Raw genomic sequence first — 24,789 nt, forward strand, 5'->3', positions numbered from 1 at the left:
GCCGTGGCTTGCTGATGCTTCATGGGACCTGCGGTCCCTGCAAAAGCACGATGTTGGGGCGGGTGACTTCGAAGTCTCGAGTATGCCGCTAGTCATTCACTAAGTAGCTTAGGAGTGAGGGGCGGACGCGATGCTCGTTCCCTAAAGGCATGAAACTCTTCAAGCACGGGAGCTTGGATCTGATGATGATCGAAAGGCCCGCGATCGAAACATGAGGCTCTTCGCGTACATCAGAGCCCAGCCCGCTGCCTGTTGGTGACGGTCTGGTCGCCGGCATCTTTGGCAGTCAATTTCCAACTCAGTAAAAAATTCCATCTCCAACGAAGCGCAACGTCGCGCATGGATAGATTCAGCTAGTTTGACCTTCCGTACGCGGGAAGACCGTGGACATGGATGCCGCTCATAAAGTTCAGGCGCGACAAGTACTTATCTAGCGTCCATGGGTGTACCAGTCCGGGGTGCGCGCGCAGATGAGCATGCTGCCGCGGCTGAAGCCGCGCTGCTTCTATGACCTGGTGATCGAGGTCGCCATCGTGCGACCGGGGCCGATCCAGGTGCGGCGTGGTGCACCCGTACCTCAACCGGCGTCAGGGCAGGGAGCCGGTGGTCTACCCGAGCGAGGCCTTGAAGGAAGCCCTTGGCCGAACCTTGGGCGTGCCGGTGTTCCAGGAGCAGGTGATGCAGATCTCCATCCTCGCGGCCGGCTTCACGCCGGGCGTCCGACGCCATTCACGGTTCGATCCCCGAGAGCCTGATCAAGCATGTGGAGGTCGATCACGTCAGCCCGGCCCGGCAACTCGCCGACGTGATCGCAGGCCTGGTTGGTTCGCCAGCGCCGGTCCATGCCATCGCCGCGATCTTGATGGGTCTGAACATGCGTAACTCCTGCGGTTTAAGAAGTAGGGAGCGTGGCGCCCCTCCCCGCGACCGGTGTCGCGAGGACGCTGCGTCTCGTCGTAGGCGGAGTTCCCGCAGCCCGCGGACATGACCCGGCGCTCGAAATCCCCGAAGTCGGACTCTCGCAGGCCGCCGACAACTGGTGCCATTCCAAAGCTCGTGGAGCAAGTGGCTCCACTCGAACGAAGGTGCGGGCAGAGTGCTCGCCATAGTTTTTTTTGCGGCATTGCTTGCTGCCTCGGCATCAGCCAATTTCCCCCGAGAAGGCACGGCGTACTTCGGACGCACCGCGGAGGCTCGGCTCGATGGTCCGAGTGAACCACGAAGGGTCGCCGGCCAGAAAGTGCGCATGGAGATCGACGAAGCGGCCGTGCCGTCCAGCAAGCGCTGCAATGATTTCGTTGACGCGGCGATGGTTGGCGCGTGCGGTGCGCGGCTCGACGCCCAGGAAATTGCGCGCGTCGTCGCCGAAGGTGGGGTCGTACACACTCGCCATCAGCACCGGTCGCACCGGTAGCCGCTGCAGGAAAGTCGCGAGCTTGCGCTCGAAGATGCGCATGCCTTGGCCGGTGTCGGCGGCGAGCCCTCGGATCAGGTCGTTGCCGCCGATCGTCAGCAACGCAAGCGCCGCATGCTGCGGCAGCCGCACGCCGCGTGATTGCTCGGCGAGTTCATCCACGGTCGCTCCATCGACGGCCCGGTGATCGAGTTGCGCCGGCCGGCGCGACTGCAGGTCTCGTCCCGCAAAGTCGGGAAACAGCCGGTCGTCGTTCTTCACCAGCAATTGGCCGGGGTGGACGCCTTCATCGTTGTAGCGGCCACAGTCGAGTACCGAGTCGCCGAAGGTGTATACGGTCAGCATGTGTTGGGCAGTGACAGGACCGCCGCCGGCGGACTGCGCCGCGGCGGTGGCGAACGGGATCATTGAAGCACCGGCGGCGGCCATCAGGCGGCGCCTGCTCCATCGATGTTCGTAAGCGCTCAATAAACCACGCCCTTGCGCGCGGTGTCGGAACCGATCCGTGCAGGGCGGCCTACGCGCCGCCGAGCTCGATGTTCCAGGGCAGCAGCGCCTCGTAGTCGTCGACCGTCTGCGCCAGCGGCAGCTTCTTGAACAACGCGACCAGGTATCGGTAGGGCTCGACGTTGTTGGCCTTGGCTGTCTCGATCAGCGAGTACAGGTTGGCGCTGGCATTCGCGCCGCCCACGGTGTCGGCGAACAACCAACTGCGCCTTCCGACGACGAAGGGCCGGATCGCGTTCTCCACCGGGTTGGAGTCCAGCGGCCAGGTGCCGTTGTCCAGGAAGCGCACGAGCTTGGGCCACTGCCCGTGCAGGTAGTGCAGTGCCTCGCCCAGCAAGCTCGATGGCGCGACGGCGTGCAGGTGCGTGAGCAGCAGCCGCTCGATCTCGCGCACAACCGCGGCGCTGTAGCGCGAACGCATCCGCAGCCGGCGCGCGGGCGTCCAGTCCCTGGCCAAGGACTCGGCACGGTACAGCTTGCCAATCAGCCGCACGAACCGGGTCGCGAGCTGATCCGGCGAGCGAGCCGCCTTCGGGGTGGCTTCCTCGGCCTTGATGAACGGTCGGCGCGCGTGGACCCAGCACCCAAGGTGCGTGAGACCACCGGCCTTCGCGATGCCGTTGTAGACCTCGTAGCCATCAGTGATGAGCGTGGTGCCGGGGCGGATGCCGGCATACAGCTTCTCGGCGTGCACAGCGCCGCGTCCCGGCGCATAGGCGAACAATCGCACCGGTGGACCCGTGCCATTCATCTGCGCCCACATGAAGCTCTTCGTCTGTGCCTTGCGCCCAGGCTCCTTCAGTACCTGGACGTGGGTCTCGTCGCCGTAGATCAGGTCCGAGTCCAGCAAGTGGTCGCGCAGCAAGTTGATGACCGGCTGCACAGCCTGGCCGATGCGCACGATGCCCGACGCCAGCGTGTTGCTCGCGATGTCGCCACCGAAGCGGCGCAGCAAGACGGCCGTGCGGTACAGCGGCATGCCGAACTGGTACTTGCCGGTGATGACCCAGGCCTGGGCCTCTTCGGTGAGGAGGCCTCGCGGGATGATGCGCGCCGGCACCGGCGCGACCTTCAGGCTCTGATCGCAGCAGGGACAGGCGTACTTGATGCGGTGATGCTGCAGCACACGCACCTGCTCGGGGATGACGTCCATCTGCTCGCTGACCTCGGCGCCGATCTCGACCAATGCGTGGCCATCGTGAGCGCACACACGCTCGGACTCGGGCAGCTCGTGGCGCACGATGTCGCGCGGCAGCGCCGGATCCAGCGGCTTGCGTCCACGCTTCTTGCGCTGGTGACCGGCGACCGGCGTCGACTCCTCTTCGTCGATGTCTTCGACCTCGGCCTGCGGCGTCTGATCGGTGGGCGCGAGTGCCTCGGCCTCGTTCAGGAACAGGTCCTTCTGATCGGTGCCGCGGGCTTCGCTCTTGGCGGCGAAGAGCTGGCGCTGCAGCGCCTTCAAACGCTCCAGGGCCAGGTCCCGCTCGGTGGTCGCCACCCGAAGCGCACCGGCCAGCGCGTCGCGCTCGGCAATGAGACCAGCGAGTTCTTCAGCGGTGATGGAGGCAGTGGCAGGCGACGGCACGCCCGCTTGGATCGGCATGCCCCATCATTGTTCCGTCAAACCTCAAGCCACGCTGGCATAGCGCAGACGGGAGTGGCGTTGCACCAGCGCGATGTCGATGCCCTCGAGCAACCAGTGCAGTTGCTCGGGGGTCAGCGTGGGCACCGCCTCGGCCGAGGGCCAGATGAACCTGTCCTTCTCCAGGCGCTTGAGCAACAGCCAGAAGCCGTTGCGTTCCCAGCCCAGGATCTTGACCCGGTCGCGCCGGCGGTTGCTGAACACGTAGGCGCACGAGGCGAACGGGTCCAGGCCCAGGGCCTGCTCCACCAGCACCGCCAAGCCGTTGATGCTCAGCCGGAAGTCCACCGGCTCGCGGTGCAGATAGACCTTCAGCCCTTCGTCGAAGCGGAACACCGCAGCCTCCCGAGCGCCTCGATCACTTCGCCGACGTTGCGCAGCTCGACGCCGCGAATGTCGATCGTCACGCCGTTGGGCAAGTGTGCCTGCACGTCCATCACGGCGACGATGTCGCCGCCGCTTCGGGCCGCGATCGGCGACGCCGGCGGCACTGCAACCGCCACGAACGCCGCAGGCGCCGGCACTACGCTGGCAGCGGCCTTGCGCGCACGACCACCGTGGCCATGCTCGCGAAGCCAGCGCCCCACCTGGTTGGCATTGACGCCGCACTCGCGCGCCAGGCGCGACACCGAGGCGCCTGGCTGCAGGCACAGTGCGACCAATTGCGACTTCGCTGCTTCGTCGTACACGCTGCGTCCGTCGCTCTTGTGCCCCACCACCAGCCGGCGCTTGAGGTCTTCCAAATCGTCTGTCATCTACGTTCCCGCGTTCATCTACGTGGGAACGTAGGCTGTCAGGTCTCAGCCTGCGGCTCAAGGACGGGGTTCATTGAACGCATACCGATGTTCCATAGGTCAGCCTCCAAACAGAAATGCCCTCCAGATCAATGCATGGAGGGCATTTCACGCGGGCCCGACGCAGACCATCTGCACAGACTGGCGAGACCCGCGTATCCCAGCTGTCGGCGCGATCAGCGGACGGTGTCGGCTTTCGGTTGTTTCTTCTCGTCGGAAGCCATGCGGATACCCTCGCTTTTGGAGCGCAGCGAAGCGCGTGCATCCTGCGAGAGTTCCAGCCGGGTGACCTTCACCACGGCGCCCTCGTGAGAGACGACTTTCTGCCCGACGAAGGTTGTCTGCGGCTTGCGATCGAAATCGAGGCTAGACATAACGTTCTCCTGTGTAACGGGCAATTCCCCAGCATCCATTGGCAACCGCCTCTTTGACGGCATCGGAAGAGAAAAAGTTCTTCTTGCTGCTGTCCAAGTAGACCACTCCGATGACCTGCTGTCCATTCCTGGACTGGATAGGGACCGCAATAGCCGAAAACCGATCGCTGGTGATCGATCTGATATCTTTTTCAGTGTAGTGCCAGTGCCTGATGAGTTCCTTTTTGTAGTCCTCATAAGCATCGCTTTGCCGATCCATCACGAACACCGCGTTCTCCCTGATCGCTTGGCCTGTAATTCCCGACCGTATCGGGAATTTGCGGCCTGCACCGTCTCCTGCGCCGCCGACGTAATTCACGATCTGTTCTATTTCGTCGCTTTCGCCGACAGGAGGCACGACCCGATGGAAGGTGGCCCGCAGGCACTTCATCTTTTCCTCTTGGGAGAGCCCGGCGGCTCTCGCGACCAGTTCATGCACGACGGTCAGCGCGGCAACGAGGCCATCGTGGCTGCGAAGGTCGTCATCCCTTTCATCCTGCCGCTTTGCGTGAATTACCTTGATAATCGAAAAAGCCACCGTCCACGCGCAGGCAATTGCCAATCCCCATCCAAGTACGTAGCTGGATTCAAAAAAGAACTTCGCGGAAGCGGCAGCGCCCGCAGTGACTGCGGGAACGAATGAAAGCGATTCGACGAACCATTTCCGGTCAAGCAGGCTTTGCTTCTTTACACCATGGATCGGATTCTTTTTTGATGTCATGGGAGGGGGGGTGGAGATCGGAAATTTTCTCATCTTCATGCAAGTATCGTTTTTTGATCTGTGCTTTGGAAAGCTCCCGGACTCGGACGCGCGTCTGGCAGGCGGTATAACTGTATGAACATACAGTATCGTCGGGGCAGGGAAAACCTGCCTGCCGCCCTTTGGATCGCCGCTTGCGCGCATCGGCTCGAGCAGCAGTGGCATACCGTCGACCCGCTCGAGCTGGAGGATGTCGCACGCGGCCTATGGCGCGATGCGCACCTGCAAGCAATGCCGCCCGAGGCTGCGGCGGTGGAGTGGCTCAAGCCGATCCCCGAAGCGGCCCGAATCTTCCGAGCGGGTCGGCTGCTGCTTGGAAGTCGGTCGCATCCGGCATTCGAGCTCACGCTCGAAATCTTATTTGCCGTTGTCCCCGATCCTTGGTTTTTTCCATTCGGGGCCCTTGACGTGGCGACATCGCCGGGGCTTCTGCCCAGCCTTCGTGCTGGGCGATTTTTCCCCCGCAGACCCGGTTCGCCCGGTCCCCTTCACCTTGCTTTCACCTACAAGAGATGCCTGTCCAACCCGACACTCCGATCGGACCGGAGTCTCCCAAATATCCGATTCGCAACCGTTGCTTCCCTGGAAAGGCCGCTATGGCAGACGACGCAAAAACCCCTTCTGAACTTGCCGATGAAGCACGCCAGACTGGACGAGACGCATCGACGGCCGCCAGCGGACTCGCTGATGAGGCCAAGGCGATCGCCCGCGATACGGCCGAAGCCTTGCGTTCAAGCGCCAAGGATGCAAAGGCGACCGCCGGCGAGGCTCTGGATACCCTACGAGGTGTTGCCGCGGATACGAAGGACGTCGCTGCAGATGCCGTGGACACGGGCAAGGCCTATGCCCGACACGCAGTCAACGAAGCCGGGCAGAAGATCACCAGCTTCAGAGAGCAAGCGGCGGCATGGCAGGAGTCCTGCGTGAAACAGATAGCGGCCGAGCCCGTGAAGTCGGTGCTTGTCGCTGCCGCCGCCGGTGCGCTGCTCGCGGGCTTGCTTTTGGCTTTCGACCGGTCGGGACGGCGGTACTGCGACTGAAACGGCGACGGGCCACCCTGTCTCTATATGGCCGCACTGCGGCCATATCTGCTCGTCAAAATGAACGATCGCTGCATCGGCTAAAGACAGCACGGTCGAACATCCGCCGACGGAAGCAGCCGCGACCTTGCGGCGGGCATCGGCGCCAGCCCGAACGGCCGCGCATGAAGGTGATCGAGCGATACGTCACCGTCGGTCTCAGCATCACAATTTGACTTGCGAAGAGTGTGGGACCATATAGCCACCGTCGTCTGTCCGATGAAGCTGCGTATGCGCGGGTGAGCGCTCGGTGAAAGATTTGACAGGCGAAGGTCAGTCACTCCACGGGTGTCGGCACCGGACTTCTGATCATGAGTTTCACGGTGTAAGGCCCCACGCTGTTGAGCTTCGAGGCGCCGTACAGAAACTCGCCCGTGTGCCTGAACCCAAAGCCCTTGAAAACACGACTGTCGTTGCGATCTGGATTGCTGCTTTGAAGCAAGTAGGAGAGTTGATGAAGGTCGGCCAACCGCTGAAACGGTCGCGACATTCGAGAGGCCACGCGCTTCTGCTCGTGCGTCGGGTGGACGCAGACCATGCCGCCGTAGATGCATCGTTCGGGCACACCTTCGCGCACGCGCATTGCATGGGTCGCGCGCTGCAGCGCGACCGAAGCGCTCTGGGCCGCGAGAGTTCGGCGCAAGCCGTAGGCACGTAGGGCGGCATAGCCGCCAACCGTCAGTTCATGCAAAAGCCCCGGTGTCGACGGGACGGCGCTCGGCAATGTTCTGAGCGCCGCACCGCGGACTGTGCGGTCGCCATGCAGTTCATCGTGCGCGGTCTCCAGAACCACCACACCGCCCGTTCGGAGCGCCGCCTGCAGAAGGTAGTGAATGACGCGGCCGATTTTTTTCTCGGCATCGACGAAGTCGCCTGCACGAATGCGCTGCACATCGGCGGTTCGTAGCCATGCAATCCACGCCTTGTCGCCGTTTCTTACGAATGCCTGCGCCATCACCGAGGCCGCATGCACCAAGTCGTCCGATGTTGCGGCGATGTGCACCCGAGGTGCGCCCGGCTCTGCCTTACTCACAGCGTTCTGCTGTTCGATCAGTTCTGCCAGGCTTTGAAGGATGGCGGCTTCGATGTTGAGTTGGATATGGCGCACGGAAGGTCAATCCAGCTCGTGCGCTTCGACCGTCACGAGGTGATCGACGGTAAAGCCATTGAATGCGCAGCGCACGCTTTCCGAATAGGCGCCCACATGCTGGAACTCGATCCAGTCGCCTTCTTGCAGGTGGGCGGGCAGAGCATACGGAAACGCAAGTCGGTCATTGCTGTCGCAGGTTGGGCCGAAGACGACGAACTCGCGGCGGTCGCCAGCCGCCACAACGATCGGCTCGCCGCCGCGCCATGCTCGCACTGGCAGCTGGAAGAACTGCTGCGCCGGCAGCAGCCCGCCGAAGATGCCGGCGCCGCAGTAGAGCGCTTGGTCTTTGCGAAGGATGATCCGCGCAAAGAGCGACATGCAGTCGTACGCCAGCACGCGCCCCGGTTCGCACAACAGCTCCACACGCTTCAGCGCTGCAGACGAGGTGACGAACTCGCCCAGCCGCGCAAGCATGGCGGCTGGTGGCGGCATCGGCATGTTGTCGTAGCGCGCCGGAAAGCCGCCACCGATGTCGAGCGCGGCCACGGGGGCATCCGCCTGTTCGATCAGCCTGGCGGCCGTCTGCATTGCGTTGAGGTAGGGCTCGACACTGATCGTCTGCGAGCCCGGGTGGAACGCGATGCCCGACGACCACGCAGTCTGCGACGCAATGCGCTGGAGAAGGCGCAGTGTCTCTTCGTGCGAAGCGCCGAACTTGCTGTTCAGGTCGTAGAGGGCGTCCGACGCGCCCGAGTGAAACCGCACATAGATGCGCAGCGAAGGCTCCCGTGTGGGCAGCACCTCGAGCAGCTTGTCGAGCTCCGCGGTGCAATCGACCACGAAATCCCGCAGCCCCAGTTCGCGCCAGGCGCGCTCGATGTCGCGGCGCGACTTGGCGGGGTTCATGAACCAGCAGCGTGCGCCCGGCGCCTCGGCCTGCACGAGAAGGGCTTCGCCGATCGAGGCCACGTCGAAGCCTGCCACGCCCGCGGCGCGGACGGTGGAGATCACCTGCGGCAAGGGGTTGGCCTTCACCGCATACAGCACGCTGCCCGGAAAGCCCTCGACGAAGTCCCTCGTCGCGTGGGCGAGGCGGGCGGGGTTGAAGGTGTAGAACGCGTCGAACTCTGTCGCGCGGACGGCGGTGGCGAACTGCATGATGCTTGTCTCTCGTCTGTGGTGTGGATGTCGTTCAGCGTGCAAGAAGGCCAGCGCCGTGCAGGTAGGGCATCAGGCCGGCAATGCTCTGCAGTTCCGTGTCGGGGGCTGCCGCGTCCGGTGCGCGCGGCGTCTCGCCCTTGCCGGTGCGTACCAGCACGCTCGCAAGGCCCGAGGCCCTGGCGCCCGCGATGTCGGTGAGCAGGTCATCGCCCACCACCAGCGCTTCGCCGGCGGAAACGCCGAGGGCGTCGAGCGCGGCCTGGAAGAACACCGCGGAGGGCTTGCCGGTGACGATGGCCGCCTGGCCGGCCGCGGCCTCCAGCCCGAGGATGAACGCGCCGGCGTCCAGCCGGGGCGGCCCGGCGCCGTCGAACCAGTAGAGGTTGCGGTGCGGCACCACCAGTTGCGCGCCGTCGCGCAGCATGCGGAAGATCCCGTTGAGCAGGTCGTAGTCGAAGCGCTCCGCCACGTCGCCGATCACGACGAAGTCGGGCCTGCGATCGTCGCGCCGCATGTCCTCGAAGAGGGCGGCCATGGCGTCGGGCACCAGCAGGTGGCACGACGTATCGGGCTGCCTGCGGATGTAGGCGCTGCAGGCCATGCCCGCGGTCTGGATGCTGTCTTCGGCCACATCGATGCCGCATGCCTGCAGCCCGGCGGCGATGTGATGCGGCAGCTTGGCGCTGATATTGGTCAGCAGTCGCACCGCGAGGCCCGCCTCCGCCGCCTCCTGCAGCGCCCGGTTCGCACCGGCGATGGCTTCGCCCCGAAAGAGCAGGGTGCCGTCGATGTCGATCAGCAGCGCCTTCAGTGCCATGCGTGCGCCTCCCGCGACGGCGCGGCGTGCGCGGGCCGGCCCAGTTCGGCCATAAGAGCCGGAGCCAGCTGTACCAGCGTCAGCGGCGCCTGCCATGGCGGCGTGCCGGGCTGCGGCGTCGGCTCCAGGAAGACGCCCTTGAGCCATGGCGCGTCGGACCAGCAGGTGTGGTCGCCGCCCTTGCGGCTTTCCACGGCAAACGGCAGATGTGGCGATTTGAGCAGGCGGGCGCATGTGGGCGGTTGCAGGTACCAGGGGCTCGTCCATCCGCCGCCCAGATCGACCACCGGCCCCTCGATCAGCCGGAAGGCGCCGGGAAGCTCGGGCGGCAGGGCGCCGTCCAGCGCATCGACGATGGCCTGCGTCGTCACCCCGGCCGCTGCCATGCGCGCGGGATGCAGGGCCAGCCAGCCGTTCTCGGCCGGGTGATAGAACGCCAGCGAGCGCTCCGTGTCGATCTGCCCAGCGCCGATTGTCATGAGCCAGCCCTGTGCCGCAAAGCAGCGGTTGGGTGCGAGGTCGTGGCTCAGCGGCTGCATGCCGTGGTCAGAGTGCGCGATGAAGCGGCAGCCCGGTGCGAGCAGCGCCTGACAGCCATCGAACAGCTCGAAGAGCCAGCGCGCCAGGCGCGCGCGGATCGCACTGGCTACCGCATGCTGCGACGCGATCGAGGCGGGTTCGAGATGGCGCAGCAGCTGGTGCGACACCAGGTCGATCACGGGGTAGTAGCCCACCGTGAGCTCTGCACCGCCCGCGCGCAGGCTCCACAGGATGTCATCGAGAAAGCTGCGGTGCATCACCTCGAGCAGGTCGAGCAGCAGCAGCTCGGCCGAACCGTCGCCGCCTTGGTCGGCGTGCCGACCCAGCGCGCCGCTCGCGTGCAGTTTGGCGGGGTTGCCCACGCTGCAGGCGCGATGGCGCAACGCCAGCCTGCGCAAGGCAGCGTCACGGCCATGCACGAACACCGGCTGAAAGCCCAGGAAGCACAGCCGCGGCTCGCCGCCCACGTGCGCGGCGTGAACTGCCACCGCACGGTTGGTGTCGCCGGCCAGCGCGGTCGGCAGTGCCGGGGACAGGGCGACATGGCAAGTGCCGCCAAAAGGCACGCGCAGATCGCCGCCGGTCGGCACGTCGTGAAGCACCATCGCGCTTTTGTCGGGCGATACCGAAACGGCGCAACGCAGCTGCAGCGCCGGCACCGACAGCGCATCGCCTGGTGCCAGCACCGCGGGCGGGCCCACGGGGCGTGCATACACCTCAGTGTGCGACAGCAGCGCACCCGCGAGCCGCGACGGCTGCACGAAGGGCACTGCGCTGGTGCGGATGTGGCCGCCCGCGGCGGCCCAGCGGTCCCACACCATCGGTGTGGCGCGTGGCCAGCGGCCGAACGCATCGGCGACCGCCAACGGGTCGCCCGCCTCGGGGTCGGGAATCTCGTAGCCCGTGAGGCCATGCGCGCTGGTGTCGAGCCCGCTCCAGATGCTGAACAGCGAAGGCGGCGTCTGGCAGTTGGGCGACAGTGGCTCCAGCGGCAGCGCGCAATCCACGCCCAGCGGCAGTAGCGGCGCGAGCTGCTGCCACAGCGCGTGCGAAAGGCCGTCGACCAGCAGCCAGAACAGGCCCTTCGCGGGTGTCATGCCGCGGCCTCGACGCGCTTGCCCACGAGCAGCCGGCATAGGCCGTCCACCTGCGCCTCCAATGCAGCAAGGCTGCCGTTGTTGGTAAGCACGTAATCGGCTTCGATGCGTGCCATCTGCAGGTCGAGAGGGCTGTCCTTCACGACGCTGAGATCGTTCCGTTCGGCCAGCCGCTGCGCACGGACCTCGGCGCGCGCTGCCACCTTGACCACCCGGAAGCCCGCTTCGCGCAATGCGGGCCAGTCGACGCGGTCGTCGCGCAGGTCGTCGTTGATCACCACGTCGGCGTGCGAAGCCGTCAGGCGCCGCAGGAAGCCATCGGCCAGCGCGCGCGCATGAATGGCGCGCAGGTGCGTGGCCACGCTTTCCAGCAGCTTCTGGTCCTGCGTCTCGGGCGTGAGGGCGATGCCCGCCTCGGCATAGAACATGGCCTGGATACGGTACAGCGGCTCGGCCAGCTTCACGACTTCGACCGAGCGCCCGCGCGCGAACAGCCAGTTGCGGATCAGTTGCGCGGTCGTGCTCTTGCCCGAGCCGCTGGGTGCCACGAGGCACAGGCACAAGCCGGGGCGCGTAGCGGCCGTTTCCGTGGAGATGATCTGGTTCGGCATGTGCGGTGCTCCCCTTGTCCGCTCAGGCGGCGGCCAGCGTCGCGCGGCCGGGCGTGCTGACCCAGGGCAAGGTGCCTAGCGCGGCGGCGACGGGTGCGGCCACGCGCCGCTCCATCGGACGGTCGGCCGGCGGCATGCCGTGCCAGGTCGAGGTGATGAAGGTGTGCGGCCACTCGAAGATGTGCGGATCGCGCAGCACGTCATCGATCTCCTCGCCGCGCAGCGGCCGGGCGCGCAGCGCCTCGTCCACCGCAACCTCGGGCAGCACGATACGCTCGAGCCAGCCGCTGCCCACGGGGCTGCGGCCGACGACATTTGCGAAGGCTTCGGGCGTGAGCAGGATCTTGTCGGAATTGGCGCGCGCCGGGTCCAGTGCCGCACGGGCTTCGCTGCCGAGCCGCTCGACCAGCGCCGGGTGCTGCCGTAGAGAGCCCAGGCCGATGTGCGGGTAATCGGGCCAACCGCGCGCGCGCAGCCGGCCGTCCACCACGTCCAGCAGCAGCTTGTCGCCCGAGAAATAGCGGTGTCCTTGGCTGAGCACGAGGTCGAGCATGGTTGTGGTCTTGCCCGCGCCTTTGACGCCTGCGATGGCGATCACGCCGCCGGTCTTCTCGTCGAGCACGGCCGAGCTGTGCAGGATGGCCGTGCCCTTGGCCTGCTCGACCAGCAGGCCGAAGTAGCGCACGAGTTCGATCAGGTGGACGAACGCCGTCGCTTCGCTGCCATAGAACGAAACTTCGCGCCGCGCGGTGCTGTAGCGGTAGCCCACGCGCGTGTCGGCGTCCCATGCGAGTTGCGTGCCGTCGTCCAGCGTGCCGCGCACCACCTTGAGCGTGAAGCCGATGGCGTAGGTTTCGCGGATTGTCATCGGTGCCGTGCAGCGCGCGCGCCACGCGGGCAGGAAGTCGCCAGCGGCGTGCAGGTCGACCGCCAGGTCCGGCGCGCCGTCTTCGGTACCGGCCCAGAGGTAGGGCGAGAGAAAGGTCCGCAGGCGCGTCGCCAGCGGTCTCGATGCCTCGCCCGCCCGCAAGCGCAGGCTGAATACGGTATTCGTCAACAGGCTGTCCATCATGGGCGGGTGCTTCCTTGGGCAATGCGGTCGTAAAAATGGGCGATGCCTCCGGGGTCGGGCCGGGCATCGAGCCCTTGCCGACGGAGAAACTGCAAGACCTTGTCGCGCAGCGCGGCCTGCTCCTGCGCGACGAGCGCGGCGTTGCCGTCGCCGCGGGTGCGCAGGTAGCCGATCGAGCAATAGAAAACGGGCGTTTCGGCCTGCGCGCAGGAAAAGCCCACGCTGAAGAGGTTGCCCGTTTCGAGGGACTCGCAGCCCGAACTCGCCCGCGTGTGGCGCCACCGCACGACAGGCCGCAGCGGCAGGTCGAAGTGCTGGGCGAGATCGACTTCGACTGCCGCGCCGTAGGGTTGGTCGGGCAGGCGCTGTTCTGTCCATGGTGCGCTGTCGTCCCCTCGAAGTACCGCGCTGAATTCGGCCAGCGGCTCCAGCACCGTGGCGCGGCGTTTGCGGCTGAAGAGCGCTGCATTGGCCCAGCCGCGCCGGCCCTCGAGATGGGGCAGCACGCGGCACAGGACGTTGTCGTGGCTGCCGTGCTGCAGCTCGTCGCCGATCTGCGCGACGAAGTGCGAGGGGGTGTCGGCGTCGAGCGCGTCGAGCCAGGCATCGCCGAGCGCCAGCACGTCGAGCGGCGCTGTCGCTTCGATGGCCACGTGCAGTTCCTCCGGCGCGGCATGCACGGCGTAGTAGCACTCGTAGTTGCTGGTCTGCAGGTGGTTGGCCTGGAAGGCCTGCCACAGCTGTTCGTACAGCTGTGGCGGCGCGAAAGGAGGCACCGGCATCGGCGGCGCGATGAAATGCGCCACGTGGCGGTCGGCGCGGTCGACCAGGTGCCTGATGTGCACCAGCCCGCCGTCGATGTCCACATGGGCCAGCGGCACCCAGTCGGGGTCGACGTTGTGGCTCGGCACGGCAGGGGCGGCATCGGGGGCGGGCTGCCATGTCGCGTCCACGCAATGCGCGACGAGTGCGTGCACGCCGCGGCAGTCCGCCTGCGCTGCGCGCGCGCCCAAACGGGCGGCCACGCGCTGAACGCGCAGCCGCCGTGCCGCTTCGGGCGAGGGCTCGGCATGGCGCAGGCGCCAGTTGCCGAACACGATCATCGAGGTCGCATCTCTCATGCGGCCCTCCGCTCGGGCTCTGCCTGCGCCTGGCCGGCGTCCGCGATCTCGCGCACGAAGTCGAGCTTGGAGTACAGATCCTGCTGATGCGCCTGTCCCCAGCGCACGAGAGACGCACCCACGAAGCCCGAGATCGCGTCGAAGTCCTGCTGCAGCTCGCGCAGCTCGCCGAAGCTGCGCGTGCGGCAGTACTCGACCTCGCATTGCGAGAACGAATGCGCATCGTCGAGCGTGCGGCACACGTCCATGTAGATGCCGAAGATATTGCCTGTGGCCAGCGATTCGAACTGCGCGTCGAAGCGCTTGCGCCGGTACGAGGGAAGCCGCCGCGTGGCCTCGGGCGTCAGCGTGCGAACATGCGCCTCGATGTCGGCCATGCCGAGCGTCAGGTTGCCCCACAGCGATTCGCGGCGCACCTCGCTGTTCTCGATGAACCACTTGCGCTTGACGGTCATGCGGCCGTCCGCCTGCGGGATGTAGGCGACGTAGCCGCTTTCGGCGTTGGCGCCCAGCACCTCGAAGATGTGCTGCTCGTAATCCCAGACCTGGATCTCGCGGTCGATCTCGGGCACGAAGTCGGGCAGGGCGCCGTCGGCGATGGCGTCGTGGAACGCCATCAGCAGCCGCCAGGTGTCGGGAATGCCATTGAACGTGAACTTGCGCTCCATCTCCAGGTCGGGCCGCCACTTGGTGTACCAGCACTCGTCGCCGAGCGCGGGGCGCAGCGCGGCGAGCACGGGCGCGTGGCTTGCGAGCAGGCTGTCGAAGTGGGGCCAGGCCAGCGGCGCATCGGGCATCGCTTCGTCGCAGTAGCGCACGAACAGGCTGCCGAGTTCGCCCTGCTGCACGAAGTGATGAAAGGCGAGCGAGCCGCCTTCGCGGGTGGCGACGATGGCCGGCGCAATGCGCGGTGGCAAGTCGGCACCGGCTTCGAGCGCGGGCACTAGCGCCGGATACCGCGCGCAGAGCCAGGCGCAGAAGCCGCGGCTGGCCGCGCGCTGCGTCGCGCTGAAGCTGCGGTACTCGAAGGCCGGCGAATCCGGCGGTGCGGCGTCGCAGCGCCCATCGGCGAGCCAGACGGCCTGCAGCGCAAGATCGCCGCCGCGCACGTAGAAGCTGTTCGCGCCCTTGCGCAAGCCGGTGCCGCTGCACGCGAGCACGGCCACGAGCTGCCGTGGCGCGGCGTTCGCGTGCAAGAAGAAGTAGACGGATTCGCTCACGCTGTCTCCCGGCTGGTGCGGGCCGCGCGAGCCTCGATCGTCAGGCTCTCACCTTCGAGGCCGCGTGCGTAGAGCTTGCGCGAGGCGACGGCTGGCACCTGGCTCTCCCGCAGCAGGATCGCGAGGTGGCACAGCATCGACGCCTGCTCGAACACGAAGCCCGAGACGTACGGAATGAGTGCCGCGAGCGCGGCATAGGGGCGCGGCGCTACGACAATCATCGATCCGCCGCCCGCGCGTGCGCGCTCGGCCAGGCGAACGATGGCCGGGCCGAGGCTCTCCGCGCTCGGCATGTGGCTGATCGACACGGTGGCGGCGATGCTGATGTCTTCCAAGTGCCTGTCGGCCGGCACCACCAGCGCCGCGCCGTGCGCAAAGCCGGGAGAGATCGTGCGCCGGCCTTCCTCTCCATGGCTATCGTCGCACTGCGCGATGTGCAGGCTCTTGATCGGCGAAAAGTCGATCAGCCTCAATTGTCCCGAGCCGATCACCCATTCGAGCTGGACCGGTCCGAAGCGCGCCACCGCCGCATGGGTGGTGCGGTGCAGTTGCTCACGCTCGCGAGCGCCGAACGGCGCGGCCGCGGCGGCTTGCGCGCCGCTCGCCTGCCAGTCGCTGCCGATGAAGAACGCGTGCGTTTGCGCCGACCCGCGGTTGATGGCCAGCAGGCCGTCGGTGGAACATTCGCAGAGCACGCCGCCGTCTTCGGTCGGTTGGGTAATGAGCCCCCAGTCGCCGCGCACGTAGTCGCGGATCACGAAGGTCGATGCCTTTGCGCCCAGCACCTGGCGCAGGCGCGATGCCAGCTCGCCAGTGGGCAGCACCTGCTGCCGCAGGCCGTCGGAAAAGTCGAGTACCACGCTGTCCTCGCCGAAGCGCGCGCAGAGCGCCTGCATGCACGAGACATCCTCGAAACCGCCCGAATTACCGCGCACCAGCAGCGCCGTGCCCGAGGCCACGCCGTGCGCAAGCGCCAGCAGCGCCAGCGGCCGGCGCTTAGAGCGGAAGTAGTTCGCGAAGCCCGGCAGCGGCCGGAAGGCGGCGATGTCTTCGTCGGCCGCAAGATAGAGATCGGTCCACTCGGCGTGGGCCGCGTCGTCAGTCTCTGTGTGCAGAGAGGTGATCGGCCGCGCCTGCAGCACCCACACGCGTTCGCCATCGCAGGCCCATTCGACGTCGACGGCGGTTCCCAGATGCCCCTCGACCGTGCGCACGATGGCGGCCAGTTCGACCAGCATCTCCTGCGCGTCGCGCAACGGCGCATCGCCGACGAGGCCTGCCTCGCCCCAGCGCACCGACTGCGAGGTCGCGGCGCCGGACACCAGCGCGTCGCCAACGCCCTGCACGGCCTCGATCAGCACCTCGGGTCGGCCGTCGATGGGATCGTGGCTGAAGGCCACGCCAGCCCAGCGCGCGGCGACCATGCGCTGCACGATCACCGTCATTTCCAGCGGTGCGTCGAGCAGGCCGCAGCGCAGTCGCTCGACCGTCGCGCGGCGCGAGAACGCAGACCGCCACACCTCGGCGAGCGCCTCCTTCAGCGCCGCTATGCCTTGGACGTGCAGCACGGATTCGAAGATGCCGGCAAAACTGTGGGCGGTTCCATCCTCGATGCCGCCGGAAGAGCGCACCGCCAGGGCATCCGCAGCCGACAGGCCGGCCGCCGCGAGGTGCGCCGCCAAGCGGGCGTCCGCATCGTCGGCCCATTGCGGCGCGGCCACGGCATCGAGACGGTCGAGGTCGCGGTCCAGAAAGGCGCCCGCCGTGAGGCGGACGTTAGCGAACACCTCTTGCGCCTCGCTGCGCATGGCGCCGTGGTTGGGCCAGAGCGCGGCCAGTTGTGCGTCGTCGAGCGCAAAGAGCGCGGGCACGGGCACCGCATGCGAGAGCGCGACGAGGGTTCGATATTTGGAGGACATGGCGTGCCGCTCCTTGCTACACGCCGTCGAGCTCGGCGGCGCGCGCGTCGATGATCTCCAGCGGCTGCGCCGGCGCGGGCATGGGAGCCGGCCGGGCCTTCTTCTGGTAGTCCATGAAGATGCGCGAGGCATAGGCCTCGGTCGCGCCCTGGTACTTCCCGTCGTAAAGTTCGATGTCGCCTTGCACGTCCCAGAACATCATCTGCCCAATGTCCATGCCGGCATAGACGCGGATGCGGTTGATGGCCAGCAGCTGGATGGTCCACTTGCCGACGAAGCCGATGTCGCCGAGCGAAGCCGAGAGGTTGATGAACATGCCCAGCCGTGCAATGGAGGAGCGCGCCGCGTAGGTCGGCACGAATTTGGTGCTGCCCATGGTTTCCATGGTGGTCGCGAGGTAGAGCCGCATCGGCTCCAGCACCAAGCCCTCGGGGCCGATGTGGACGTCGTCGGTAGGTTTCTCCTCCTTGATGTCGATCACGCCCTCCTGGTACACCTTCATATCGGCGGCCAGCCTGAAGTTGTAGCTGTTGGGATTGACGTTCTTCGAGAGGAACGGCGCGATGGTGATGTCGCCGTTGTGAACGCGTCGGGAGATTTCGGTGCCGGTAAGGATCATTTTTGGTCCATGATGATTCGCGAGGGAACAACGCCTTCCGAACCCACGTAGCGGCCCTGATACTTCAGTTCTCCGCCGAGGTTGGTCCAGAAGCAAACCTTGCCAATGCGCGCGCCGGCATAGACGCGCAGCGGCTGGGTGACGACGATCTCCAGGGTCCAGCAGATCACCGCGCCCGTGTGGCCGAGCGGGGCGCTGGTCTGAATGAACATGCCGCACAGGGCGGTCGAGAGATTGGCGTAGAGCTCGGTGGCAAAGTGCACGCCACCGATGCGCTCCGCCGTCTGGCCGAGGTAGAAGCGATGGGGGTGTAGCACCAGCCCCTCTTCGGGGATGGTGTGGCGGATCACCTGCAGCCCCAGGTGCGGATCGATCTGGTCCGAGCTGTATTCGAGGATCTCCGCGCCCAGGCAGCAACCGTACGAGTTCTGCTCGATCTGGCGCTCGTCGAAGGGCTCGATGACGATCGAGCCGGCGTCGCGCATACGGCGGATTTCACTTCCCGTGAGGACCATGCATGCCTTTCTCCGGCGCAGTGGCGCGCCCCGGTGCCGGTCGCTCGGCCGGGTAGAGCTCGTGGATGAGCGAGCGCGGGCCGATGAAGTAGCCCAAGGTCGGGTTGGCGGCCGCGCACCCCGCATCGCCCGCCGCCAAAAGGCGAGAGAGCTGCGGCAGCTTGTAGCTGGGAACGGCGGGGCAGCTGTGGTGTTCCCAGTGGCGGTTGATGTGGCAGGGCGCCCAGAGAAAACGTTCGATCCATCCGACCCGCAGGCTGCGCGCCGCGGTAGGGGCCGGATTGCCGAGCCGCCCGCCGTGCTCCGCGATGCCGCGCACGCGCAGGATCGCCGGCATGAACAGCAGGATGGGCAGCAGCCAGTACAGGATGAACTCGCGCCACGCGCCGAACCCGGCCACGAGCACGGTCACCGCCGCGACGAAAGACACCGCCAGGCCGCGGTCGAGCCGGGTGCCCGGAGATTCTTTCGAGAACAGGCCCAGCATGCCGAAGCTGTTGGCCGAGCGCAGGGTCGCGAGGGTGGTGAGCCCCGAGGCATCGCGCAGCAGCAGCGCGAGGAACCGGCCGCGCGTGGCGGGGATCTCCGAGTCCGCGAGGTCGGGGTCGCCTTCGCCGTTCAGATAGCGGTGGTGCCTGAAATGATGCGCACGGTAGCGCGCCACGCTGACGGTCAGCGGAAAGGCGAGCAGCAGGTTGCCGACGATGTCGTTGAGCCGGCGGTTGCGCGCGAGCAGGCAGTGCGCCGCGTCGTGCATCAGCACCAGCATGGCGTGCTGCCGCGTGGCAATGACCAGCATCGCGGCGACGGTCATCGGCCACTGCTTCAACTGCTCCGCCAGCGCGATGGCCAGCGCGCACACCAGCCACTGCGTGAAGATCTGCGCAGCGCAGCGCCACGGCTGAAGAGTGGCGAGCGCCTGCAGCGTCTGCGGCCCGAAGGGCAGGCGCATCGGCTGCCCGCCGATCGTGGTGCCCATGCCTGCCGCGGTCATGCGGCCTGCTCCTGCGCGGTCGACGTAGCGGCGGCTTGCGGCCGCACCGCGCGCGGATGGCATGCGATCCAGTGGTCGACCACGCCCGGCAGAAAGCCCAACGGATCGGGCGAGGGCTCGCGCACATCCAGCGGCGGCCGCACGCGGTCGCTGCTGGCATAGATGCCGTAGACGCGCAGCAGCCGCTCGAAGTAGCGGAAATCCGAGCGCGAGATGCCCCGCGGCTGCCACGCGGCCAGCGCGCGCTTCAGGAAACCCCATTGCCGGTCGCGCAGGATGGGCACCGGCGCGAGTTCGGGCAGGCCCTGGCGGCGGCGTGCCAGCGCAATGCGCTCCTCGATGAGCCGCACCGCGGTTTCGTAGCGCACGCGGTGGGAGCCAGCCGAGGCGACGCACTCGCGCGGCATGCCGTCGGCCGCGCATCGCAGCACCATCGCGTGCAGCTCGGCGACGACCCAGTCCACGGGAACGATGTCGAGCAGGCCGTCCTTGTTGCCGACGAGGAAGGGCGGGTTGAAGGTGGCAAGGAACTTGATGAGCGGATAGAGCCCGTTGAAGCGCGCGATCTCTCCGGTGCGGCTGTCGCCGACCACCAGGCTGCAGCTGAAGGTCGAGACCGGCAGGCGCTCGCCGAACCCCTCGCGCAGGCTGCGCTCGGCCATGGCCTTGCTCTCTTCGTAGCCATTGCGGTAGTCCCAGTCGTGCGTCTGCGTGTAGGCGGTCGACACATAGACCATGTGCGGCCGTGTCGATGTTGCGAGCAGCAGGCGCGCGAAGTTCTGCGTGCCCTGCACGTTGAGTTGCCGCATCTCCTCGCAGCTCTTGTCCCACGACACGTCGGCGGCCAGGTGAACGCCGACGGTGGGTGTGCCGTGCGTGGCGAGCGCGGCCATCGAGGCAATCGCAGCGTCGATGGAGGCGTCGTTCGACAGGTCGGCCTCGATGAATTCGACGCGTTGCAGCAGGGCGGGCGCCAGGCTTTCCTCGAGCGCCGCGCGCGCCTTTGCCGAACGCAGCACGCAGAGCAGGCGCAGGTCGGCATCGTGCGCCAGCAAGGCAGCGGCCAGCGGAATGCCGACCGTGCCGCTCGCACCACTGAGCAGCACCCTCATGAGCCGACCAGCAGGCCGTCGGCGGCGGCCACTCGCGTGCGGATGCCCTCCAGCATCTGGCGGCTGTTGGCGCGGATGGCGCGTTCGCCGATGGGGTGCAGCACCTCGGCCAGCGACGGGATGCCGAGGTCGAAGCTCACGGCGAGTTCCACGCTCAGGCTGCCGTCCTCGGCAGTCAGCACGCGCCACTGTCCCTGCCACACCTCCAGGTCGCCGTCGGTCTGCTCGAACACGATGCGGTGGTCGTCGGTGAGCAGGTCGCGCTCGGTCCACGACAGCTCGCTGCCGTTGAGCAGCACGCGCCAGTGGCTCACGATCTCGGTGGCAGTGCGGCGTTCGACACGCACTTCGAGCACGTCCTGCATGAAGTCCGGATAGCGCTCGAAGTCGCACAGCGTGCGCCAGAGGAGTTCGCGGTCCATCGGACCCATGGCGAGCGAGGAATTGACGTCAGGCATTGGCGAGAGGCTCCTTCGAGGGCGTGGTGTCGCGGGCGGGAAGTGCGGCAACGCTGGCGCAGAAGCGCTCGATGCCGTCCATCAGCGTGGCTTCGTCGATGACCGCCGGCGGGTACACCCGCACGACGTTCGGTGCCGTGAGGCAGAAGGCGATCAGCAGCTTGCGCTTGGCCGCTTCGATGATCATCTGGCCGGCGTCGCTCATGTCCTTGAACTCGACGCCGAGCATGAAACCCTCGCCGCGGATTTCCGCCACCGCCGGGTGGTGGCCGATGCGCGCGGCGAGCAGTTCGCGGCAGCGGGCGCCCAGCGTGGCGATGCGGGTTGCGAAAGACGCCTCGGTGACCACGTCGAGCACCGCATTGACCACGGCGCCTGCCATCGGGCTGCCCGCGAAGGAGGACGCATGCACCACCGGGTCGCGCGCGGCGGTGCCGAACTGCGAGGTGTCGAACAGTGCCGCGGCCACCGGGAACATGCCGCCGCCGAGCACCTTGCCCAGCAGGCGGATGTCGGGCACGACCGGGCACACCAGCTGGCCTGTGCGGCCGAGTCCGGTCTGGATCTCGTCGAGGATGAGCCGCACGCCATGGGCACGCGTCAGTTCGCGCAATGCCTGCAGAAAGGCCGGGCTCACGGGGCGAATGCCGCCTTCGCCCTGCACCGGCTCGATGATCGCGGCCGCATGGACACCGCTGGCCAGCGCGGCTTCGACGGCCTGCAGGTCGCCGACGTCGACGAAGGTCGATTGCCCGTCGGTCAGCAAGGCGCCGTGACGCTCGTAGCCATGGCTCACGCTCAGCGCGCCGGGCGAACGCCCGTGGTAGGCATGACGGAACGCGAGGATGCGCCGGCGGCCGGTAGCGATGCGCGCGAGCTTGAGCGCCGCCTCCACCGCCTCGGAGCCGGTGTTGGCAAAGATGATGTTGTCCAGCGGCTGGCCACCCAGCGCGAGCAGACGCTCGGCCGCGGTCACGATCGGCTCGTTGGCCAGGATCTTCGAGGACAGGCCCATGCGCCCGGCCTGCGCCGTCAGCGCCTGCACCACCTGCGGATGGCAATGGCCCAGCAGGTGCACACCGAACGAGCCGAAGTCGAGCCAGTGCGCGCCCGCGCTGTCCTCGATCCAGGCGCCGCTCGCGCCGCACTCGGAACTCGCGAGCCCGGCCATCTTGAGCATCAGCCCCTGCTGGCGGCCGAAGACGGTGCCGTAGCGGTCAGCGAAGGCGTTCTTGCGCCCGGTGGTCATGTTCTGGTTCATAGCGAAGTCATCAACGGCGCGAGGAATCCGGCATCGCAGCCGACGCGCTCGCAAGCCTTGTTGGCCGAGCGCAGGAAGCGCAGTACGTGGCCTTGGTTCTGGGGTTGCAGCGCATCGACGAGGTCGCTCGGAAATGCCGCGAGCAGTTCTTCGAGCACGGTGATGAGCCGGTCGACCTCCGTGCCATCGGTTGGCGCGTCGAGCCCGATGAGCCGGGTGGCGGTGGGGCCGTCCATTGCCGCCACATCGCTCAATCCGTACGCCATGAGCAGCGATAGGCGATGCATCTCGTGCGGCACGGCGGCGCGGCCGAGCACCGCATCCACTTGCAGCAGCAACTCCGCGATCTTGATCTTGACGAGCGCCGCCGCATCCGGGATGTCGCGTGCGCCCGCCAGGTCTTCGATGTAGGCACGCAGTTCGGTCATGAGCAGCCAGGCGGCGCTGATGGTCGAGGTGACATGCTCGCCCGCGGCAAACCGGTAGCCCGCGTTGATCCGCGGGAACCAGCGGATGCCGCGCACGGTCGGGGGCTTCGGCTCAGTCGGCGAGGGCATGGGCGTCTTCCTTTTCTTCCGCGGAGGAATTGGCGGCCACGAGCGAGAAATTCAGTGTGCCGCTGCGTGCGCTGCGCAGCAGCGAGGCCGCATGCGCGGTGGCGATGGTGGCCAGGCTTGCGAGGTCTGCCGGTGCGTCCTGTGCCTCGATCGTCGCAGCGAGCCGGGCACGGCCGTCGCCGCCGATCAGGAAGGCCGAGCGCTTGTCGAGCGCAGCTTGCGTGCAGGGGGCTGTGGTGTGGGGCATTGCGCCGGAGAGCGACGGTGCGCCCAGCAGGAGGCCGAGCCGCCGGTCGATCTCGTCCAGTGCGGCGATCTCTTGCGTGGTGGCGGCGGGTGCCAGTTCGCAAACCGACGACCACATCGCAGTGAGTCGCTCTTGCAGCAACGCATCGACCACGCGCATGCGCGGACCCGCCGCTTCGCGCCAGCGTCGCAAGGTCCACTTCTTGTTCGACAGCACCCAGCCGCCGAGCGACAGCGCGGCCGCCATCGCAGACAGGCAGGCGTTGATCAGGTAGCCGCGCGCGGCGTCGAGCTCGCCGGCGCGCTCCGCTAGCATGGCGCAGACGCGGCCCTGGTGAAAGGCGTCGTATTCCTGTGCGGCCACGACCGGGACCAGCGCGGGCAGGTGCGCGATATGGTGCGCTCGGCCATCGGTGGCCACGGCGTAGACGATGCGCTCCAGATATTTCTTGCGCACGGCATGGCCGCTGTCCCAGCGCTGGTAGCCCGCGAGGCGCTGCGGCAGGGAGCACCGCGACAGCAGCGCGAGATCGGAGAAGGCCTGCGCCAGGTCGTCGGCGCCTATCGGCAGGATCTCGCAATGCTGGCCGTCGCGGTGGATCTGCGTGGCCATTTGGCCCTTGCTCACGGCTTGCGGCGTCACGCAGATGAGGTCGATGTCGCTCGTGGCGGTAGCGATGCCGTGCACCGGCGAACTCGTGAGCAGCACCTGCGCGCCGTCGAAGCCTTGCTCGCGCGCCAGTGTCGCGAGCATGTCGAAGCCGATGTTCCGGCTGCGCAGGAACGCACCGGCATTGGCCGTGACGAAATCCGTGTAGTTCACTGTCTGATGCTCCGCGTGGTGTCGACGGTGTCGCTGCGCTCAGGCGAATCCGTAGGGACCCGCGAACGTGCCGATGTGGCTCACATGGCTGACCATGCCGTGCACCTCATCCCACAGGTGCAGCATGCAGCCGCGCGGTCCGATGTGGGATTGCGGCTGCGCATCGGGAGCGAGCTGCAGATCAATCTCTGTCGTGGTGCTGGGGCAGGAGCACACGATGGTCCCGGCCCAGCGTCGCAGCATCGTGCGATGCACATGTCCGCAGAGCACGAGTTCGATGTTGGGCGCCGCACGCACCACACCCTCCAACTGCTGCACCTCCATGTAGCGGTACATGTCCATGTAGGGGATGCCACTCATGAAGGGTGGATGGTGGAGCATGAGCAGCGTGGGCTTGCTCGTGTCCTGCGCGAGCACGCGCGCCAGCCAGGCGAGCCCTTGCGCATCGATGTGCCCGTGGTGCTTTCCGGTAGGGCACGAGTCGAGACCAATGAATCGCACTGGATGGTCGTCGATGCACCAATGCAGGGCGCCGTCCGCGGGCAGGTACGGATGATCGTGAAACGCGGCGCGAAAGTTCTCGCGGTGATCGTGGTTGCCCGGAATCACGAGGAACGGAATGAGCGAGGCCGACAGCAACTCGCGCACCATCGCGTATTCCTCTGGCCGACCTTCGTCGACGAGGTCGCCGGTGATCAGGAGCAGATCGGGGCGCCGGTCGAGTGCGTGCACATGCGCAAGCGCCTCGGAGAACATGCGATTCGAATCCGCCACGCCTTGGTACAGCACGCCTTCGGGCCGGATGTGCGGGTCGGACAACTGCGCGATGAGCATGTGACTCCTCGATGAACAGGCTGTCATGGTGTTGTCATGCATCAAGCGCAGCCATACGCCTGATGGCGTAGCGGCACAAAGTATTCATGCCGCACTCAATGCATTTGCTTTGA

Annotated in this window: 25 protein-coding genes and 1 pseudogene; 2 read left to right on the plus strand and 24 right to left on the minus strand. The window is 66.8% G+C overall.

Going from position 1 to position 24,789, the window contains the following annotated elements; translation table 11 throughout:
- Positions 1-443: 443 nt before the first annotated feature.
- A pseudogene (locus QFZ42_RS09030) lies at positions 444-717 on the plus strand (hypothetical protein); the annotation flags it as partial.
- 424 nt (positions 718-1,141) lie between these two features.
- Here QFZ42_RS09030 and QFZ42_RS09035 read toward each other — a convergent pair.
- The 6 genes from QFZ42_RS09035 to QFZ42_RS09060 form a co-directional block, all read right to left on the minus strand.
- Positions 1,142-1,843, minus strand: coding sequence for an SGNH/GDSL hydrolase family protein (locus QFZ42_RS09035; RefSeq protein WP_307700639.1), 702 nt, complete (start codon positions 1,841-1,843; stop codon positions 1,142-1,144).
- An 88-nt stretch (positions 1,844-1,931) separates the two neighbouring features.
- Positions 1,932-3,524 (minus strand): IS66 family transposase, encoded by a 1,593-nt coding sequence (tnpC, locus tag QFZ42_RS09040; RefSeq protein WP_307700640.1) that lies wholly within the window; start codon positions 3,522-3,524, stop codon positions 1,932-1,934.
- Positions 3,525-3,548: 24 nt separating this feature from the next.
- Positions 3,549-3,899 carry an IS66 family insertion sequence element accessory protein TnpB gene (gene tnpB, locus QFZ42_RS09045; RefSeq protein ID WP_307700641.1) on the minus strand — a complete coding sequence of 117 codons (351 nt, stop codon included), beginning with the start codon at positions 3,897-3,899 and terminating at the stop codon, positions 3,549-3,551.
- On the minus strand, positions 3,875-4,318 hold the full coding sequence (gene tnpA / locus QFZ42_RS09050) for an IS66-like element accessory protein TnpA (RefSeq protein WP_307700642.1): 444 nt from the start codon (positions 4,316-4,318) through the stop codon (positions 3,875-3,877). Before tnpA ends, tnpB begins: the two co-directional genes overlap by 25 nt.
- Positions 4,319-4,533: 215 nt before the next feature.
- Positions 4,534-4,731 carry a hypothetical protein gene (locus QFZ42_RS09055; RefSeq protein ID WP_307700643.1) on the minus strand — a complete coding sequence of 66 codons (198 nt, stop codon included), beginning with the start codon at positions 4,729-4,731 and terminating at the stop codon, positions 4,534-4,536.
- Positions 4,724-5,530, minus strand: coding sequence for a GAF domain-containing protein (locus QFZ42_RS09060; protein WP_307700644.1), 807 nt, complete (start codon positions 5,528-5,530; stop codon positions 4,724-4,726). The genes QFZ42_RS09055 and QFZ42_RS09060 overlap by 8 nt, the downstream gene beginning before the upstream one ends.
- A 596-nt stretch (positions 5,531-6,126) precedes the next feature.
- On the opposite strand from QFZ42_RS09060, the gene QFZ42_RS09065 reads away from it, so the two are divergent.
- Positions 6,127-6,570 (plus strand): hypothetical protein, encoded by a 444-nt coding sequence (locus QFZ42_RS09065; protein WP_307700645.1) that lies wholly within the window; start codon positions 6,127-6,129, stop codon positions 6,568-6,570.
- Positions 6,571-6,886: 316 nt separating this feature from the next.
- On the opposite strand, the gene QFZ42_RS09070 is transcribed toward QFZ42_RS09065, so the two are convergent.
- The 18 genes from QFZ42_RS09070 to QFZ42_RS09155 are packed head-to-tail and all read right to left on the minus strand — an operon-like array spanning position 6,887 to position 24,676.
- Positions 6,887-7,717, minus strand: a complete 831-nt coding sequence (locus QFZ42_RS09070) for a hypothetical protein (RefSeq protein ID WP_307700646.1) — start codon at positions 7,715-7,717, stop codon at positions 6,887-6,889.
- 6 nt (positions 7,718-7,723) lie between these two features.
- Positions 7,724-8,857 carry an alanine racemase gene (locus tag QFZ42_RS09075; RefSeq protein ID WP_307700647.1) on the minus strand — a complete coding sequence of 378 codons (1,134 nt, stop codon included), beginning with the start codon at positions 8,855-8,857 and terminating at the stop codon, positions 7,724-7,726.
- 34 nt (positions 8,858-8,891) lie between these two features.
- Positions 8,892-9,677, minus strand: coding sequence for an HAD-IIA family hydrolase (locus QFZ42_RS09080; protein ID WP_307700648.1), 786 nt, complete (start codon positions 9,675-9,677; stop codon positions 8,892-8,894).
- The gene (locus QFZ42_RS09085; RefSeq protein ID WP_307700649.1) at positions 9,668-11,314 is read right to left on the minus strand and encodes a hypothetical protein; all 1,647 of its coding nucleotides are present in this window, start codon (positions 11,312-11,314) and stop codon (positions 9,668-9,670) included. Before QFZ42_RS09085 ends, QFZ42_RS09080 begins: the two co-directional genes overlap by 10 nt.
- Positions 11,311-11,925, minus strand: coding sequence for a hypothetical protein (locus tag QFZ42_RS09090; protein WP_307700650.1), 615 nt, complete (start codon positions 11,923-11,925; stop codon positions 11,311-11,313). Before QFZ42_RS09090 ends, QFZ42_RS09085 begins: the two co-directional genes overlap by 4 nt.
- Before the next feature lie 22 nt (positions 11,926-11,947).
- On the minus strand, positions 11,948-12,997 hold the full coding sequence (locus QFZ42_RS09095) for a hypothetical protein (RefSeq protein WP_307700651.1): 1,050 nt from the start codon (positions 12,995-12,997) through the stop codon (positions 11,948-11,950).
- Complete coding sequence (locus tag QFZ42_RS09100; protein WP_307700652.1) at positions 12,994-14,118, minus strand: hypothetical protein; 1,125 nt, start codon at positions 14,116-14,118, stop codon at positions 12,994-12,996. Before QFZ42_RS09100 ends, QFZ42_RS09095 begins: the two co-directional genes overlap by 4 nt.
- Positions 14,115-15,338: a hypothetical protein gene (locus QFZ42_RS09105; RefSeq protein WP_307700653.1), complete on the minus strand. Its 1,224-nt coding sequence runs from the start codon at positions 15,336-15,338 to the stop codon at positions 14,115-14,117. The genes QFZ42_RS09100 and QFZ42_RS09105 overlap by 4 nt, the downstream gene beginning before the upstream one ends.
- Positions 15,335-17,257 carry a PEP/pyruvate-binding domain-containing protein gene (locus QFZ42_RS09110; protein ID WP_307700654.1) on the minus strand — a complete coding sequence of 641 codons (1,923 nt, stop codon included), beginning with the start codon at positions 17,255-17,257 and terminating at the stop codon, positions 15,335-15,337. Before QFZ42_RS09110 ends, QFZ42_RS09105 begins: the two co-directional genes overlap by 4 nt.
- 16 nt (positions 17,258-17,273) lie before the next feature.
- Positions 17,274-17,876, minus strand: a complete 603-nt coding sequence (locus tag QFZ42_RS09115) for a dCTP deaminase (protein WP_307700655.1) — start codon at positions 17,874-17,876, stop codon at positions 17,274-17,276.
- On the minus strand, positions 17,873-18,361 hold the full coding sequence (locus QFZ42_RS09120; protein ID WP_307700656.1) for a dCTP deaminase: 489 nt from the start codon (positions 18,359-18,361) through the stop codon (positions 17,873-17,875). The genes QFZ42_RS09115 and QFZ42_RS09120 overlap by 4 nt, the downstream gene beginning before the upstream one ends.
- Before the next feature lie 10 nt (positions 18,362-18,371).
- Positions 18,372-19,385, minus strand: a complete 1,014-nt coding sequence (locus tag QFZ42_RS09125; protein WP_307700657.1) for a fatty acid desaturase family protein — start codon at positions 19,383-19,385, stop codon at positions 18,372-18,374.
- Positions 19,382-20,497 carry an SDR family oxidoreductase gene (locus QFZ42_RS09130; protein WP_307700658.1) on the minus strand — a complete coding sequence of 372 codons (1,116 nt, stop codon included), beginning with the start codon at positions 20,495-20,497 and terminating at the stop codon, positions 19,382-19,384. Before QFZ42_RS09130 ends, QFZ42_RS09125 begins: the two co-directional genes overlap by 4 nt.
- The gene (locus tag QFZ42_RS09135) at positions 20,494-20,955 is read right to left on the minus strand and encodes an aromatase/cyclase (RefSeq protein WP_307700659.1); all 462 of its coding nucleotides are present in this window, start codon (positions 20,953-20,955) and stop codon (positions 20,494-20,496) included. Before QFZ42_RS09135 ends, QFZ42_RS09130 begins: the two co-directional genes overlap by 4 nt.
- Positions 20,948-22,216: an aspartate aminotransferase family protein gene (locus QFZ42_RS09140; protein ID WP_307700660.1), complete on the minus strand. Its 1,269-nt coding sequence runs from the start codon at positions 22,214-22,216 to the stop codon at positions 20,948-20,950. Before QFZ42_RS09140 ends, QFZ42_RS09135 begins: the two co-directional genes overlap by 8 nt.
- Positions 22,213-22,773 (minus strand): DUF6031 family protein, encoded by a 561-nt coding sequence (locus QFZ42_RS09145; RefSeq protein WP_307700661.1) that lies wholly within the window; start codon positions 22,771-22,773, stop codon positions 22,213-22,215. The genes QFZ42_RS09140 and QFZ42_RS09145 overlap by 4 nt, the downstream gene beginning before the upstream one ends.
- Entirely contained in the window at positions 22,757-23,842 is a 1,086-nt protein-coding gene (locus tag QFZ42_RS09150; protein ID WP_307700662.1) for a DUF6001 family protein, read from the minus strand. The genes QFZ42_RS09145 and QFZ42_RS09150 overlap by 17 nt, the downstream gene beginning before the upstream one ends.
- A 39-nt stretch (positions 23,843-23,881) precedes the next feature.
- The gene (locus QFZ42_RS09155; protein ID WP_307700663.1) at positions 23,882-24,676 is read right to left on the minus strand and encodes a phosphodiesterase; all 795 of its coding nucleotides are present in this window, start codon (positions 24,674-24,676) and stop codon (positions 23,882-23,884) included.
- Between the last annotated feature and the right edge of the window lie 113 nt (positions 24,677-24,789).

The organism is Variovorax paradoxus, from assembly GCF_030815855.1.
GTDB classification, from domain to species: domain Bacteria; phylum Pseudomonadota; class Gammaproteobacteria; order Burkholderiales; family Burkholderiaceae_C; genus Variovorax; species Variovorax paradoxus_M.

What these genes read in the sequence shown, in the direction of transcription:
- QFZ42_RS09035 (WP_307700639.1), bottom strand. Translation starts at nt 1,843, where the DNA reads ATGGCCGCCGCCGGTGCTTCAATGATCCCGTTCGCCACCGCCGCGGCG.
- tnpC (WP_307700640.1), bottom strand. Translation starts at nt 3,524, where the DNA reads ATGCCGATCCAAGCGGGCGTGCCGTCGCCTGCCACTGCCTCCATCACC.
- tnpA (WP_307700642.1), bottom strand. Translation starts at nt 4,318, where the DNA reads ATGACAGACGATTTGGAAGACCTCAAGCGCCGGCTGGTGGTGGGGCAC.
- QFZ42_RS09055 (WP_307700643.1), bottom strand. Translation starts at nt 4,731, where the DNA reads ATGTCTAGCCTCGATTTCGATCGCAAGCCGCAGACAACCTTCGTCGGG.
- QFZ42_RS09060 (WP_307700644.1), bottom strand. Translation starts at nt 5,530, where the DNA reads ATGAAGATGAGAAAATTTCCGATCTCCACCCCCCCTCCCATGACATCA.
- QFZ42_RS09065 (WP_307700645.1), top strand. Translation starts at nt 6,127, where the DNA reads ATGGCAGACGACGCAAAAACCCCTTCTGAACTTGCCGATGAAGCACGC.
- QFZ42_RS09075 (WP_307700647.1), bottom strand. Translation starts at nt 8,857, where the DNA reads ATGCAGTTCGCCACCGCCGTCCGCGCGACAGAGTTCGACGCGTTCTAC.
- QFZ42_RS09080 (WP_307700648.1), bottom strand. Translation starts at nt 9,677, where the DNA reads ATGGCACTGAAGGCGCTGCTGATCGACATCGACGGCACCCTGCTCTTT.
- QFZ42_RS09085 (WP_307700649.1), bottom strand. Translation starts at nt 11,314, where the DNA reads ATGACACCCGCGAAGGGCCTGTTCTGGCTGCTGGTCGACGGCCTTTCG.
- QFZ42_RS09090 (WP_307700650.1), bottom strand. Translation starts at nt 11,925, where the DNA reads ATGCCGAACCAGATCATCTCCACGGAAACGGCCGCTACGCGCCCCGGC.
- QFZ42_RS09095 (WP_307700651.1), bottom strand. Translation starts at nt 12,997, where the DNA reads ATGATGGACAGCCTGTTGACGAATACCGTATTCAGCCTGCGCTTGCGG.
- QFZ42_RS09100 (WP_307700652.1), bottom strand. Translation starts at nt 14,118, where the DNA reads ATGAGAGATGCGACCTCGATGATCGTGTTCGGCAACTGGCGCCTGCGC.
- QFZ42_RS09110 (WP_307700654.1), bottom strand. Translation starts at nt 17,257, where the DNA reads ATGTCCTCCAAATATCGAACCCTCGTCGCGCTCTCGCATGCGGTGCCC.
- QFZ42_RS09115 (WP_307700655.1), bottom strand. Translation starts at nt 17,876, where the DNA reads ATGATCCTTACCGGCACCGAAATCTCCCGACGCGTTCACAACGGCGAC.
- QFZ42_RS09120 (WP_307700656.1), bottom strand. Translation starts at nt 18,361, where the DNA reads ATGCGCGACGCCGGCTCGATCGTCATCGAGCCCTTCGACGAGCGCCAG.
- QFZ42_RS09125 (WP_307700657.1), bottom strand. Translation starts at nt 19,385, where the DNA reads ATGACCGCGGCAGGCATGGGCACCACGATCGGCGGGCAGCCGATGCGC.
- QFZ42_RS09130 (WP_307700658.1), bottom strand. Translation starts at nt 20,497, where the DNA reads ATGAGGGTGCTGCTCAGTGGTGCGAGCGGCACGGTCGGCATTCCGCTG.
- QFZ42_RS09135 (WP_307700659.1), bottom strand. Translation starts at nt 20,955, where the DNA reads ATGCCTGACGTCAATTCCTCGCTCGCCATGGGTCCGATGGACCGCGAA.
- QFZ42_RS09140 (WP_307700660.1), bottom strand. Translation starts at nt 22,216, where the DNA reads ATGAACCAGAACATGACCACCGGGCGCAAGAACGCCTTCGCTGACCGC.
- QFZ42_RS09145 (WP_307700661.1), bottom strand. Translation starts at nt 22,773, where the DNA reads ATGCCCTCGCCGACTGAGCCGAAGCCCCCGACCGTGCGCGGCATCCGC.
- QFZ42_RS09155 (WP_307700663.1), bottom strand. Translation starts at nt 24,676, where the DNA reads ATGCTCATCGCGCAGTTGTCCGACCCGCACATCCGGCCCGAAGGCGTG.